At 67.9% G+C, this 15,522-nt stretch carries 3 protein-coding genes; all 3 read right to left on the reverse strand.

From position 1 onward, the window contains the following. Positions 1 to 85: 85 nt before the first annotated feature. Entirely contained in the window at positions 86 to 12,454 is a 12,369-nt protein-coding gene (locus tag AB1281_RS10160) for a filamentous haemagglutinin family protein (protein WP_430345799.1), read from the reverse strand. Between the two features lie 410 nt (positions 12,455 to 12,864). After that, positions 12,865 to 14,049, reverse strand: a complete 1,185-nt coding sequence (locus AB1281_RS10165) for a substrate-binding domain-containing protein (protein ID WP_164117066.1) — start codon at positions 14,047 to 14,049, stop codon at positions 12,865 to 12,867. Between the two features lie 271 nt (positions 14,050 to 14,320). Then, positions 14,321 to 15,520: a type II secretion system inner membrane protein GspF gene (gene gspF / locus AB1281_RS10170; protein WP_014037410.1), complete on the reverse strand. Its 1,200-nt coding sequence runs from the start codon at positions 15,518 to 15,520 to the stop codon at positions 14,321 to 14,323. Between the last annotated feature and the right edge of the window lie 2 nt (positions 15,521 to 15,522).

Genomic DNA, 15,522 nt, shown 5'->3' on the forward strand with positions numbered 1-15,522 from the left:
ATGCTGTCCGTTCTTCCTGGTCAGTCCCATCCACGCATGGCGTGGATCTACTGCTGGCCGCGATCGTGCCGACCAGGGTCGGCACCTACCGGCGCTGCGTGCCGTCGTCGCGGCTGGCCTGCGGGAACTGGAACGCGCTGTCGGCGTCGTAACCGCTGTTGGCGGTGGTGCCACGCGCCGGCGGCGTGATGCTGCTGGTGCCGCTGCCGAAGCCCAGGATCTGCACGCTGATCACCGACGGCTGGTTGCGCCGTGCCTCGTCCTGGCTCTTGCGCATCACATCCTGTGCCGCCTGGCTGGCGCTGTTGGCTGCCGCACTGGCCGAGGCCAGCGCATTGACGTTCACCGATGCCAGCACCGGCAGGCCCTTGCTCTCGCCCTGTACCTGGATGTTGGCCGCGTTGAGCACCTGCAGCGCGGCGAGGTTGATGTTGCCGGAGACGCGGATACCGGCCTCGCCCGCATCGATGGTGCCCAACGGCGCGATCAGGTCGACGTCGCCCGGCGGCACTTCGGGAATCGGATTCAGCGTCGCAAAGCCGGCGCCGGTGGCCGGTGCCTGCGGCGACAGCAGCACATTGCCCCAGTTGTCGTAGATCCGTCGCGGCGGCGTATACAGCAGCGTGGTACGCGAGCCGCGGCCGGCGTTGATGTCGCCCTGCTCGGTCCAGGCCAGGATGTCACCACCGAAGGCCGTCATGACACGCGACAGGCCCAACAGCACGCTGTCCTGGCTGAACAGTCGGATGTCGCCCTGGCCCTGCGTGATGAGGCCAGAGCTGGCCGGCGGCACTTCACCGGCAACGCCCAGCACGATCTGCCCTCCCGGCGCCATCAGCTCGATGTTGCCACCCGCCTCGGTGCGCACGCCGGAGCCACCGTACATCACGATATCGCCGGTGCGCTGGATCGTCGCTCCCGTTGCATCCTTGTCCGGCATCAGCGTGGCGATGGCCTCGCGTCCACGCAGATAGGAACCAACGCGCGGCCCAGTCCGATCGTTGTACTCGCGGCCACCCTCACGCAGTTCTGCATAGTAGACCTGGCGCAGGAAGATGCGCTGCTGTTCTTGCGGCAAGCGGTCGAACGCGGCCAGGGCCTCGGCGCCATCGACGGCCAGGCCGAAGCGCTGCTGCAGCCACTGCTTCAGCTCCTTGTCGTAGATCTTCACCGCCTTGCTGGGCTGCGATGCCAGCGACTGCGCCGGGTCGGCGAGGTTGGCCGGATCCAGGTAGCGGGCGCGCACGGCGTCGAACGCGATGTACTGGTTGCCGGCGGTCACCGCAATGCTGGCACCCGGCCGGGTGTCGCCCTGGATCAGGCCGCCACGGCTCACGATGCTGCCACTGTCTTCCTGGCGGAGCTGGCGGCCTGCACTGACATCGACATTCCCTGGGCCGAACACGGTCACGTTGGTATGCACGATGTCGCGGCCCGCCTGTACAACCGTCATATCCGTGCCGCCATTGTTCAGCGCCATCACTGCACTGCCGAGGATGTCCGTACCCGCGCGCAGCTGGACCGGCGCGGCCACGTCGTACCAGGTGGCAACCGTGCGCATCATCTCCGGACTGGTGCCCAACGCCCATTCGCCGCCGGTACGCAGGCCGATGATGTCGCCACTGCCGGCGTAGAAGCGGTTCGGCTGCGTCCCACCGGATCGCGGCGTACTCAGCATCGGCCGGTTCGGACCAAAGGCGAACAGCGGGCTGGCGTCCGTGCTTCCTGCCTGGTACGGCACCACGGTGCCATCCTGCGACAGATTGGTCAGCCGCAGCGTACCGCCGGCGGTGAAGGCGCTGAACGCCGGATCAAACGGCGATGGCAGACGGGTGTCAGCACCGGAACTGCTGATCGCCGGCGCATCGCTGGTGGCCAGGATCGAGCGGCCGGCAAGCATCTGCAGGTTGCCGTTGGCACCCGGTGCCGTCAGCAGCACGCTCGACGCATCGGCGCGCGACAACTTGATGTCGCCGCTCGCAGCCACTACCTGCAGTCGCGAAGGATAGATCCAATAGGTGGCGCCGCTGACGGTCCGTTCCGCATTGCCATCGCCTATGGGTTCAATGGTCCGCTGCGCGATCGGCACCACATCGCCGCCGGCAGAGAACAGGTTGATGGCCGTCGACGGTGTCCAGAGCGAGAATCCGCCAACGCCCAGCAGTCGCGTACCGTCATCTGCGGTCACCACGTTCCCATTGAACAACCTCACCCGGCCGGCGTCGGCGGCGGCCGAGAGCACCACGTCGCCGCGCGCCCTCAGATCCGCGACCGAATCTCCCAGCACCAGCACCGGCCCACCCATGGCTGCACTGGTGGTCGACCGATAGGGATCCATCGTGCGCAGGCCGTTGGCGATGGCCTGGTAGTCGTTCGGTCCCACGGCGCTGCCGCCGATCCGGGCTGCCTCGACGCTGAGATGGCCACGCAGATTCACCAGCGTGCCGTTGAGCTCGGGATTCTGCTGGTTCTGGGCCTGTGAGTAGGAGGTGGCAGCCAGCAGCGGGTTCAGCGCGCCAGCACTGCGCAGGCGCAGATCGCCACCGCCGGTCTGCACCAGGCGGCCATCGTCGACACGACCGGTCGAAGCTACTGCCGCATTGATCGCCGTCGAATAGCGTCCACCGCCGAGCACTCCCTGTGCATCGCCCTTGGCCGCCGTGACGCCCGCGTTGCGTCCGGCTTCGATATCCACATTGCCACCACCCAGCGTGCCGATTCCGGTGAATCCAACCATGCGTGGCGTCGACGTCGCCGTCGTTCCCGTGATCGCATAGGTACCGAAGTTGACCCACCAGCTGCTCGCCACCGGCTCCACGCCGGCCACATTGCCGGTGCCCTGCCGCCACAACCACCCGCCGACGGCGCTGCTGGCGCTGTCCGCCTTGTCACGATCGGTACCTGCGGACGACAGGGTCGCCCAGGTTGCCCCGGTCACGTCGCGGCCGGCAATCACGCTCAGATTGCCACCGTGGTCGGGATACCACGCACGGTAGGCGGCCAGCGCCGCATCATAGTCACCGGTGGCCTGCTGCAGGCCCAGCAGCGCGCTGCGCCCGTTCAGGGGACTGCGCTCGGACTGGAAGCGCTCGTCATGTCCGTTGCCCAACGATGCAGGCGTGCCTGCCGTGTACACACCGAAGACCGAACGCATCTGCACATCCCGCGCCGCCAGCAACTGCAGATCGCCGGTGCCGGTACGCAACACACTCCACATCGGTGTGCCATGCCGTGGCGGGCCCATCGTCGTGACTTCGCGCGTCTCGCCCGGCATCAGACAGTAGCCATCGCTTAGCTGCCCGCAGATGGCTTCCTCGGTCATGCCGATCATCTCGCCGAACTCCCTGACGCTGGTTCCCGCGAGGGACGGATCGCCCGCGAGTTCCTCCGCGCCCAGGTCGGTGAAGATGTACGGCGAGGTGATGCAGCTTGCAGCCACGCTGCACAGTGCATCCTCGTCACGCCCCAGGTGCGCGGCCAGGTCCTTGATCGTCCGGCCCACCCAGGAGCCGTCAACCCCCAGGCGTTGCGCGCCGTCCGCGGTCAACAGCCGGTCGCGGATGAACTTCATCTGCTTGCTGGCATCGCGGATCGCACCGTAGTGCGTGTCGGCCAGGGTCAGGTCACCGCTTGCACCGAAGCGGCGCGCACGCGGGTCGGCAGCGTCCGTGTCGGCGCCGGCGACGAGCGACACGTCCCAGGAGCTGGTGCCTTCGGGCAGCATCTGCGCCAACGCCCAGTTGCGCCCCTGGCGTCCGTCGCTGCCGGTCGGCCGCAGTTTGATCGGCGTGCCCCCTGGCAGTTTGACCGTAGCCATCGAGGGAATGAGTGCGCCGCGCGCCAACGGCGTGCGCGCGGCCAGGCGCAGCTCGATCGGCAACGGCACGCCGGCCGGCCAGGTGTGCGCGGCAACGTTGGCTTCCCCGCGAAGCTGGAAGCCCGCAGACAGCTTTGCTCCGGCCGGCACCGACAGCGCTTGCGCCAGCACGGTGCCTGCCGGATGCACCTGGCCACCAACGAGCGTGACCGCCGCCGGCAGCACAGTGCCTGCGGGCAACACCAGGGGCCCGGTCAGCGTCATGTCGACCGGCAACGTCGTGCCCGCCGGCAACTTCACTGCCTGCACCTGGATGGCGTAATTCAGCACCGCGCTGGCCGGGAACCGGGTGCCGATGTCCAGCACGACGCCATCGCCGGGAACCACCAGGTCAGCGCCGAACGGGGTGACACCCAGGCCGAACACCGCGCCCTCGACCAGTTGCCAGCCCGCATCATCCGGGCTGGTCGGCGGCGGCGCAAAGCCGTCGTTGATGCTGCCGTAGACATTCAGGTCGCCCGCCGCACGCAGGCGCAGCGCGCCGGCTTCACCGAATCCGCGGCGTGCTGGATCCAGGCGGTTGGATTGCGGCCCATAGCGGTAGCCGGACAGGTCAAGATCACCACTGACGGTCAGGTCGCCCTCGGGATTGGCGGCCGACGCCACGCCAATGACGTCCACGCCCGGACGCAGGCGCACGCTACCCAGGGCAGCCAGGCGCGCCGACAGATCGGTGTTGGCCAGCGCCGCGTTCATCCAGGCCGTACTGGCCGGATCCACCACGGTATCCAGCCAGGTCTGCGTGACCATCTGTGAGCGATGCCCGTTCACATCCGGCGTGGTCGCCAGCGGTGCATCCTCGTAACGACGTACCGCGGTGACGAACACGTCGCGTGCGCCCGCCACCTGCAACCCTGCATCGCTGCGGATCGCTGCATCCGATCCGCCACTGCGCGGCACGTTCAGCGCGAGCGTACCGCGCGCCCGTCCATCGTTCTGTCCCGGCGCCGTGCCCACCGCCACGCCGGTGCCGCTGCGCAGGTCGATCCTGGCAGCAGGGCCGAGTACCAGCGTCCCCGTGCGGCTTTCCAGCTCGACAATGGCACGGTTGGGGCTGTCGATGATGCCGCCGTAGCTGTCCACGCGCAGCGCGGTGCCATGCGCATCCAGCGTGCCATCCACTTGCAGGCCGTCACGCGCCGCCAGGCGGATGCTGCCCACCTGCTCACCACTGGCGTCGATTCGCCCGCCAACCCGCAGTGCGCCACCATCGACACTGATATCAACCTTGCGTGCCTTCACCTCGTCGCCGATCAGAAGATCGCCCTGCTTGAGCTGGAAGCTGCGTGCTCCGGTCACGCCGTCGCGGGTCAGGCGTTGGTTCAGACCGCTGAAATCCTGCAGTTGCTGCGCACGGACGACCAGTTCGCCGCTGTCGTAGGGCACCACGCTGCCACCCATGTCCTGGCGGCCCGAGGCCTGGCCAAGTATCCGGCCAGCCAGGTCGACGCGCCCATCACCGGCACCAAGTGCGGTCACGGTCAGGCGGCCAGCACGATTGTTGCGGGCAGAAAGATCGATGCGCGAGGCCACGTCGGTCTGCACGCTGCCGTCGCCTGCGGCCAGCTCCGCATCGCCGCCCCAACTGTAGTTGTCGACGTCAAACAGGCTGACCTTGCGCCCTGAAAGGTCCAGGTCGGCGCTGCTGCCCAGGCGCAATGAATGGTCGGCGCTGGCCGACAACCGGCCGGAAGCAAGCGCGATCCGCGTATCCAGCACGATGTTGCCGGCGCGCAGGTCGAGCTCGGCGCCCAGTGCGTCGGCGCTGCCACCGGCAGCGGTGCTGTACGCGGCCAGTGTGCCTCCGGTCTTCATCGACAGCTTGGCACCGGCCTCACCAGTGATCAGCGGCGCCTGGATGTCCAGGTTGCCACCGCTGAAGGCCCAGCCCTTGCCCGCCTCGTAGTCGCCTTGGCGCTGGTAGACCGCCAGATCGCCGCTACCGGCAAACACCAGCTGGCGCGAGGCCTGCAGGCTCACTCCGGCAAAGCCCAGCACCTGGCGCCCGGCCAGGGCTTCCGACGAAGGACGCGAGCGCGGTGACGGCGCCAATCGCAGCGTATCGGTGATGATTTCCAGTTGCCCGCTTCCCAACCGGTTGGCGATCGCGGGCCCGACCGGCTGTGCCTTCGCATCACCCAGCACCGACGAAGCGCCCTGCTGCCCGGACCAGGTCAGTTCCGCAGCAAAGATGCGCGCGCGATCATTGCTGTCGCCATACCCGTGGATTGCCGGTGCGCCCAGCACCAGGCTGCGCAGGTTCGGCTTGCCCGTGGCCGCATCCCGTGTATCCAGCTCCACACTGCCGAATACGTTGATCGCCTCGGCCGCATTCAGGCGCAGGGTCTCCAGCGCAGGCGCGCCGACGGCTGTATTGCCACGCAGCAGATCGCGCAGGACCTGCTGGTTGAGCATCAGGCCCGGTGGCAGCGCCGATGCCCCTGCCGCGCGGGCGATGGCCTCGGCCGTACCCAGGTTGATGTTGCCCATGCCCAGCGCCAGCTCGCGTGTGCCGTACACGGCGCCCTCGCGCAGCTGCAGTTGCCCACTCGATGCAACATTGATGCTTCCCTCCGACACCAGTCGGGCCTGGCCAGCGCAGGTGGCCCCCGGATCACAGGCGCCAATGTCGATGTCGACGCGGGTTCCGGCCGTTCCTGTCGCCGGTGCCAGTACTTCGGGGTGGTCATTGGAGACGGCCAACAGCCCGCCACCCACCTGGTAGACATAGCCCAGGCTTGAAGGCAGCCCGGCGGCGCCAAGGCCGATCGTATCGATTCCCGCCCCGGCCTCGATGACGATGCCGCGCCCACCGTCAACCGCGCCAATCAGGACTTCCGGCGCGCGCAATACGGCGCCGCTGCGCACCACCACGTCCTGGCCAACGCCCATGACATCAATGGTGGACGGTGCAACCGAACGTACCCGCGCGTTGATGACCAGTCGCGAAGGCTGCAGCGCATTGAGCGCGTCGGCTTCGATGGTCGCACCCTGCCGGTCTGCAGCAGCTTTGCCGCCCGCTGCAATGATCTCCAGCGCGCCGACCTGGCTGATGCGTGCAACCTCCACGCTGCCCCCCATGCCGCCACTGCCGGCGGCGGGCTGGAAGCGTGCCTCACCCTCGAAGCGCAGCGCAGAGCTCCCCTGACGGCCGGCACCCGCGCCGAGCTCAAGCCGCAGCATGCCCGCATCGACCGTCTGCCACCCGCGCGGCAGGCCCAGTCGCTGCGCGCTGGCTGCCACGAAGGCGTTGTAACTGGTTTCGTTGTAACCGGAGTGCCGTCGCACGGCCGCAGCCGGGGTCAGCAACAGGTCCGTCAGCAACGGTGACACCGCACCGCCCAGTGCATTGGTGCGATGGCCGGCGACCCGCCATGAGCCGGTCCCGGTGGCCAACGCGGTTGTGGTGCCGGTCGCGCCACTGGCGCCCAGCTCGACCCGGAACGCGCCTGGCTGCAACGCAAAGCTGGCGGGCAGCAGCGTATAAGTACCCGCTGCCAGGCCTGGTACACCCGTGGGCACCACGACCTGCTGGCCCACGGCCGGATCGGCCGAGCCATCGGACAGGCCCAGCGGGGCAGCGCTGCCTGCGAAGCCCGGCAGGATGGCGTAGACCTCATTGCCCGACTGGCTGAAGCCATAACGCGGATTCGCATCAGCCAATGCATTCCGCAGGATGTCCACCGAACCGCCACGGCCACTGACAAAGGCCGCACCGGTCAGCTCCCCTCCTCCGGACATGTCCAGCACCGCACCCGGTGCCACCGCGGTCTCGCTGCTGACCAGGCGGATGCCGACCGGCAACGCGCCACCGCCTACATTCCTCGGCGCAACGGTTGCCCCCTCCAGGCGCCATTGGATGCCATCCACCGTGCCACCGTAGGGCAGGCTCAGGCCGGCGCCGCTGGTCGAGGTCACGCTCCCCGGCAGCAACGAGACACGGGAGGCCAGGACGCTGTTGCTGTCGGTGCCACCCAGCACAATGCTGCCCATCGGTGCGCGCACCACGCCCGCCTGCTCGACGGTCGCTGCGGTGAGCATCAGGCTGCCCAGCGCCGACGGAGGCGTGATCGGTGCAGCGCCCCCCAGGCCATTGATGCGCAGCACGCCGGCCGCATCCTTCCAGCGCGGATCGGACGAGACGGCGACCGGATCCAGGCCAGCGCCAAGGCGACCGGACGCACCGTTCACCGGATAGATCTGTGCCGCGGTGACCTCCATGCGCCGCGCTGCAAGCAGCTCGGCATCGATCGCACCCGCGCGGGGATTGCCCTTCAGGAGCCTCACATCACCGCTGCTGTGCAGGGCGACGTCGTCAAACCCATCCAGCCGCACGGTGTCGCGCACATCGATCAGCTGCGCGTCGGCCTGCAGTCGGTGCTGCCGTGCCGATGCCAGTGGCACGTCGGCGCTGCCCACGGTGGTTTCGCCGGGAATCACGGCCCAACTCGGGCTGGACAGCTTCAGATAGGGCGCCCGCAGGGTGATGGTTCGGGCCGCTGCAGCACCCGGCATGACGCCAACAGAGCCTGCCAGGCGCAGGCTCTGGCCCATACGCAGGTCAATGTCGCCTTCGCTGCGCACCGCAGTGAACAGCGACAGGTTGTCGAACCCACCGTCGCGGATCTGCTCCACCGACAACCTCGCATCGCCGTATGCGGGCGTCGCCGGCATGGGCTTCTCCTCCCGATTCTGGCTGAGGGCGAGGAATCTGGGTGCCCGCACCAGAGCGCTTGCGTTGGGTGCGTAGACACCGCCGCCGAAGGCGATGCCCAGGGTGCCGCCGCGCGCACCTGCACCACCGGCCGCGGCTTGCAGGTTGCCCTGCAGGTAGAGCGCATTGGCCGAGCGCAGCACGATCTCGCCACCATCGCTGTCCACCTGCTGCGTGCCTTGGCCATCGATATGCAACGCCGTTGAACTGCCGTCGGCACGCAACCGCGCGCCCCGCTCAACCACGATGAACGCGTCCACCGGACGATCGCTGACGTCGCCGGCGCCTTCCCAGTCCAAGGCCCCACCAATCTCGATGCTGCCGCCCTTGCGTGCCAGCCCGCGCAGCCGCTGTGCTGAATCCTTCACGCTGAAGGCATCACCACTGACATCCAGTTCCGCCCCCTCCGCGATGCGATAGGTGCGGCTGTTGGGCTGGCCGTCAAACAGATCGATGGCCGTGCGCACGTCATCCAGCCGGATCCGGCCGCCGGCCGCATGCAGGCGCCCCTCCACGGCGATGTTGCCCGCGCCGCGCAGTTCAATGGACTGTGCCGGATCAACCTGCACGCTTGCACCCTTGCCGATGCGCAGATCACCGCCACGGTTACCGAACTGCGAGCGCAGCAGGAGACCCGCACCGGAACGCTGGCTGATGCGGCCACTCACCGGATCGGCACTGTAAAGCGGGGCCAACCATGCCTGCACCGCGCCCTCGCGGGTAACGGCCTTCAGCGCGTCGCTGGCCAGGCGCAGGCCCGGCATGACCACCTCGATCTGCGCACCATCGGCCACTTCCAGACCCTGCTGCGCATTGATGTCGTACTGGCTGAAACCGCTGCCGAACAGCGCGCTGCGCAGCGTCAGCACGCCGGATGCCTGGTCGTCACCACCAATGCGGATGTGCCCGCCATCCGTCAGCGACAGGCTGCCACTGCCTTGGCCCAGCGCGCTGATGCGTGCGTCCCCGGCCAACGTCAGCCGGCCAACATTCCCTCCAGCGTTGTCCAGAGTGTTGGCCTGCAGGCTGACGCTGCCGCCCTTGCCGATGCGCGCCTTTCCAGCACTGTCGACACGGCCGCCGGCGTCAACACTCAGATCGCTGCCACGCCCGACCACCACGTCATGGCTGTTCTCCAGCTGCAGGCGACCGCCATCGCTCCACGCCTGGCCCTGCGCCGCGCTGGGGTCCAGCAGCAGATTGCTCCAACGGCCGGCAAGGTCGATGCGTGCACCGTCGACGATCTCCACCCGTCCACGCCCAGCCTGAAGCAGCGGAGTCACAGGGTTGCCAGCCACGGCCAGCAGATTGCCGGCCTGCAGCTGACCACCCGCGATGCCGATATCACCGCCCAGGCGAACGTCGCTGGCGGTCAGCACCAGCTGCCCGCCATCCTGCAGGCGCAGCTTCCCATCGATGGCGATGCTGCCGGCGGTGGCCAGGTCCAGGCGCCCCCATTGCTGTTCGCTCAGGCGGCCCGCGTCCAGCCACAGGGTGTTGCGCTGCTGAACCGGGATCGGTGCCTGCAGTGTCCAGTCAGCGACGGGCACCGCACCTTCAACGACGCGTACCTGGGTATCAAAGACCGCATTGCGCCCCGCGTTGTCATAGCGCCCCAGCCACAGCTGCGCATTGCGTGCCACTGCCGTCTGTGCCTGCGCGTAGCCATCCTTGCCCTGGTCCGGTGCCTTGGCCTGTTGTGCGCCCTGGAACGCCTGGGTGTTGATGTCACCCTGCAGCACCACAGTCGGCGCGGAGACCACCAGCCGGCCGGCATCACGCCCAACGGTATAGCCGTTGTCGACCCGTTCGCCCGGCGCCACCAGCGGATTGCGGAAGGCTTCATTGACGCCCCAGCGCTGGTGATCGACCTCGAATCCCTTGTACAGGCCGGCGTACTGCATCTCCGCCGGCGCGTCGTCCAGGCGGTACAGCTGCCCATCGGTGCCGCGCAGCCAGCTCTGCTTGATCACGCCGGACTGCACATCCAGGCTGCCACCGGCCAGGTTGATCTTCGACCCACCATGGGTCACCACTTCGCTGCCGCCCAGCTGCACGGTGCCGCCCTGGGCCGCCCATTCGCCGATCGAGTGGCCCTGGTTGTCCAGGTAGCCGCCCACTTCCAGCAGGCCGCCACCGGCGTACCAGCGGTCAGCAGCATAGCCACCGGTACCGGCCGCGACGTGCTGCAGTTCGCGACGATCGATCCAGACCTCGCTGCTGATCAGCGTGCCATTGTCGCGGTTGTCGGGCGAATCGCGCAGTTCGTTGCCCTGCACCTTCACCTGCACGTTGTTGCTTTCCATCGCCACGCGCACACCCACCGCGCCGGAGACATCGACCTGCGCCGCGTTGCCCACGTAGCTGCGACGCGCCGCGTCGCTGACCACCTGGCCGCCGGTCGCCAGGGTCAACGAGCCATCCTTGAAATTGATGTCGCCACCGGAGACGATCTCCACGCGCGACTGGTCACGACGGTCCTGCAGCCGCGACAGGTTGTCGAACGTGCCAGCACTGCTTGCCGCGCGCAGCACATCCTGCTCCGCCGAGGACTTGATCAACGCGTCACGCTGGCTGTCCAGCACCACGCTCTTGCCATCGTCCTCGATCAGCACTGCGGTCGTCGCGCCGGAGTTCAGCGTCACCTGGCCCTGGCGGTCGCTGATCGCGTTGAGCAGATGGATGGTGCCGCGCTGGCCCAGCGTGGTGGTGGCGACGGCAACCCCGGCCTGCTCGACCCTGCGCCCGGCCAGGGTGATGTCGCCCTCGCGCGCCTGGATCAGGCCGCTGTTGCGCACGTCGCCAGCGCTGCTGCCCTGCACGAAGCGTGGTGCGATCTCATTGCCGGCCGTGGTCGACGCGGTGTTCTGCGCGGTGCCGACACCGCGACGGATCACGAAACTGTCGCCCGCCGCCAACTGCGCCTGGCCCTTGCGCGTCTCGATCTGCCCGGCATTCTCCACGCTGCTGCCGGCCAGCAGCACGTAGCCGCCGCCGCGGGTGGCGCTTGAAGGTTCGTGGGTGGCGATGCGTGCGCCCTGCTCCACCATCACCTTGCCGAAGGCCTCGGTCAGCGCGGCGGTGGTGCCGTCGGCACTGAACAGGCCGTTGTCGCGGAACTGCCCATCGCTGATGCGTGCGGCAGCGGCGACAAGGTTACGGACGTTGACCTGGCTGTTGTTGCCGAACACCACACCATTGCGGTTGGCTACGAACACCGTGCCATTGGCCTTCAGCTGGCCGAGGATCTGGCTGGGCCGGGCATTGGGGTCGTTGACCCTGTTCAACACCGCCCAATCCGGATTCTGCTGGAAGGTCAGCGTGGTGTTGCCACCGATGTTGAAGGTTTCCCAGTTCAGGATTGCCTTGTCCGCCGTCTGCTCCACGCTCACCTGGACCCGGCCATCACTGCCCTGGGACTGGATCGCCTCGCGCGCATTCAACCAGCCGCGGGTCAGCGGGTTCTCATCGACTTTCAGGCCGTCCTTGCCCAGCCCGTCGGCCACGATGAAGCCGGCCTCCCGACGCGCCTGCCGGGCCTGTTCCTGCAGCCGCTGCTGCAGCGCGATGGCCTGCGCGGCGGTTCCGAGGTTGTCGATGGACTGTTGCAGCTTCTGGCGTGCGGCGTCCTGCTGCTGCGCTGGCAACTGGAACTGGATCGGCACCCCGTTGGGCATGCGCCCGCTCTGCGCCGCCGCGCCCTGGGCCGCACCGCGATCAGCGAACCAGCCCGGGCTGAACGCCTGCTGGGCCTGGCTGGCGGGGGCGATCACCGTACCCAGCGCGACCGCGACGGCCCACGCCATCGGGTGACTGCGGCGCAGCATGGACGGACGGGAAACGGTCGTGAGCGCGTGCGACATCTGAACCTCGTCAACCTGATTGGGCGGCCGCAGCCGCATCACTGTCTGATGGATGGGGCGATCGGTGCCCTGCCCCTGTTAGACGAGGCTGGAGGCGTGAAGCCGACATCAAGAAAGCGCTCGCCACAATGAAAGAAGGCGCCGGCAATCACGCCGGCGCCTGTTCATGCCGTTTCAGCGGCATGGCCACGTCAAGGGCGACCGTTGCCTGCACAGGTACTCGGCTGTTCAAGCCCGTCGGCACGCCCGCCACGGCGAACCGGGTGCGGATCGCGTCGACCCAGGTGATACCGGGTGGAACGAACCGATGCGCGCTGACCGCCGCATCATGTCTGCTGGTCCAGCCAGGGACTGACACGCAAGAAGGCGCCGGCCTTGCGGCCGGCGCCCTTTTCAACAGTACCCCTGGATCAGCGGCCGACGCCGGTGGTGCAGGTGTTGGCGTTGCTCAGGCCGGTGGTGGCCGAGGAGGAAACCAGGTTGGCGGCAACCGCTTCACGCCAGTCCTGGGTCAGCGGGATGAAGCCGTGCGCACGCACCGCAGCATCGTTGTTGCCGGTAGCGCCCACGTTGTAGTGGTTCTGCAGGAAGTCGCGGATCGCATTGCGAGCCAGGGCGACGCGGTAGCACTGGCCGAACACCAGATTGGTGTAGCCAGCGATCGGATAGCCCGCCGACGGGTTGGTGAACACCGGCACCCACTTGGCCGGGTTGGCGATGTCGGCAGCCGTGGACGGCGGAGCGATGGTGTTCAGGGTGGCAGCAACGCTCACTTCATCCGGCGAGTAGCCCTTCAGCTTGGCAACCTTGGTCGCGTCCTGCAGGTTCGGGATCACGTCCGGGCCGACATAGCCGATGCGGCCGTCAGCAGCGTACACCGCGTTGTACAGCGCGGTGCCACCGGTGGCCGGCGCGGCGATGAAGTTCGACGGCACGGCGGTGAACAGGTTGGCGAAGGTCGACTGCACCGAGAAGGCCGGCGCACCGTTGGTCAGCTTCAGGTTGGTGCCGGCAACGTCGCCCGGCTGGCAGGCGCTGGTCAGGAAGCGGGTCAGCAGCTCGCTGGTGCCGCTGCTCTCGCCACGGTAGACGACCTGGATCGGGCCGGTGCGGCCGGTGCCGGTGTCGGCCCAGTCAGTGATCTTGCCCGAGAAGATGCCGCAGGCCTGGGCCACGGTCAGGTCAACGGCCGAGCCGGCCTTGTTGAACGGAATGGTGACCGAGGTGGCGACGGACGGCATCTGCAGCAGCGGACCGAACTTGGTGGTCGAGGTCGCGGAGTTGTAGGTGGCGTTGTAGGTATCGATTTCGGTCTGGCTCAGCACCGAGTCGCTGCCAGCGAAGTGGACGTTGCCGGTGCCGGTCGGGATGAACAGCGCGATCTTGTTTTCCAGGAACGCCTTCTTGCCGGTGCCCGAACCGGTCACGGCGTAGCTGAAATTCGACGGCAGGATGCTGTCGGCCTGGCCCTTGTACAGATCGGCCGGCAGCGAAGCGCCGCCGCCATTGACGAGGGACTGCTGGGCCGAAGCGGCACCGGCGGTGGCGAGCAGCGCGGTGGCAACCAGCGCGGCCAGGGTCTTGTACTTGTTCATGATCTTCTCCTGAAGGGTTTACTGCGAAGGGAAACACCAAGGGAGGAACGGTCACTACACGCCTGCTGCCGCCGAGGGCCTCCCAGCCCACTCTGCGGCGACGTGTCCATGCTGGTCCGCGCCGATGACAGGCCGCTTAAGAAACCTGTGGAAGATCGAAAAAAGGTGTGGAGGATTGTGTGGAGAAATCCAGCTATCAGTAGATCCACGCCATGCGTGGATGCACCGCATGTGACGCGCGTCGCGCGATCCATCCACGCATGGCGTGGATCTACTGCACCAGCTGGTTCATTTCCATGATCGGCATCAGCACCGCCAGCACGATCGTCAACACCACGCCGCCCATCACCAGGATCATGGTCGGTTCCAGCAGTGCGGTCAGTGCCATCGCGCGGCGCTCGATCTCGCGCGAGATCGTCTGTGCAGCGCGGTCCAGCAGTGGCGCCAGCGAACCGGTCTTCTCGCCGCTGGCCACCAGGTGCACCAGGATCGGCGGATACACTTTCTGCACCTTCAACGCCGCACCCAGTGCCGCACCTTCGCGTACGCGCGCAGCCACATCATCGGCACAGCGCGCCAGCAGCGCGTTTCCCAGGGTCTGTCGCGCTGCTTCCAGTGCACGCAGCAGCGGCACGCCCGCATCCAGCAGGATCGCCAGCGTCGAGGCGAAGCGCGCACTGTTCACGCCCAGCACGAAGCGTCCGACCATGGGCACCCGCAGCAGCATCGCGTCCCAGCGCAGGCGCAGTTCGGGCCGCCGCAACGCCAACCGCCATGCCACCACCAGCGCAGCGATGCCGAGCCCTGCCCACACGCCCCAGCTGCGCACGAACGCGCTGGCCGCCAGCATCACCTGGGTCAGCATCGGCAGCGTCTGCCGCGCCTGCACGAATGCGGTCACCACCTGCGGCACCACGTAGCTGAGCAGGAAGATCACGATCGCCACTGACACCAGGCTGATCGCCGCCGGGTAGATGAAGGCGGTCAGCACCTTGGCCTGCAGCGCATTGCGTTCTTCGATGTAGTCGGCCAGGCGCTCCATCACCCGTGCCAGATCGCCGGAGTCCTCACCGGCGCCCACCAGCGCCCGGTAGATCGGCGGAAAATCACGTGGCCGTGCAGCCAATGCCACGGTCAGGCGCTGGCCGGCACGCACGTCGGCGCGTACGGCGGTGAGTGCCTGGGCCACATGCGGGCGCTCGGCCTGTTCGATCACCGCACTCAATGCGCCTTCCAACGGCAGGCTCGCGGCCAGCAGGCTGGCCAGCTGGCGCGTGGCCCAGGCCAGCTCGCTGGCGGACAGCCGGCGCGTGCCCCAGCCACTGCCCGCACTGCGCGCCGCGCTGACCTGCACGGGCGTCAGCCCACGACCGCGCAGCACCTGGCGCGCGCCGCGCGGGCTGTCGGCGTCCAACTGGCCCTTCTCGATGCGGCCCTGCGCGTTGGCGGCCTGGTAGTCGAACAATGCCATCG

Origin of the sequence: Stenotrophomonas sp. NRRL B-14846 (genome assembly GCF_050473585.1) — a bacterium.
GTDB lineage: Bacteria > Pseudomonadota > Gammaproteobacteria > Xanthomonadales > Xanthomonadaceae > Stenotrophomonas.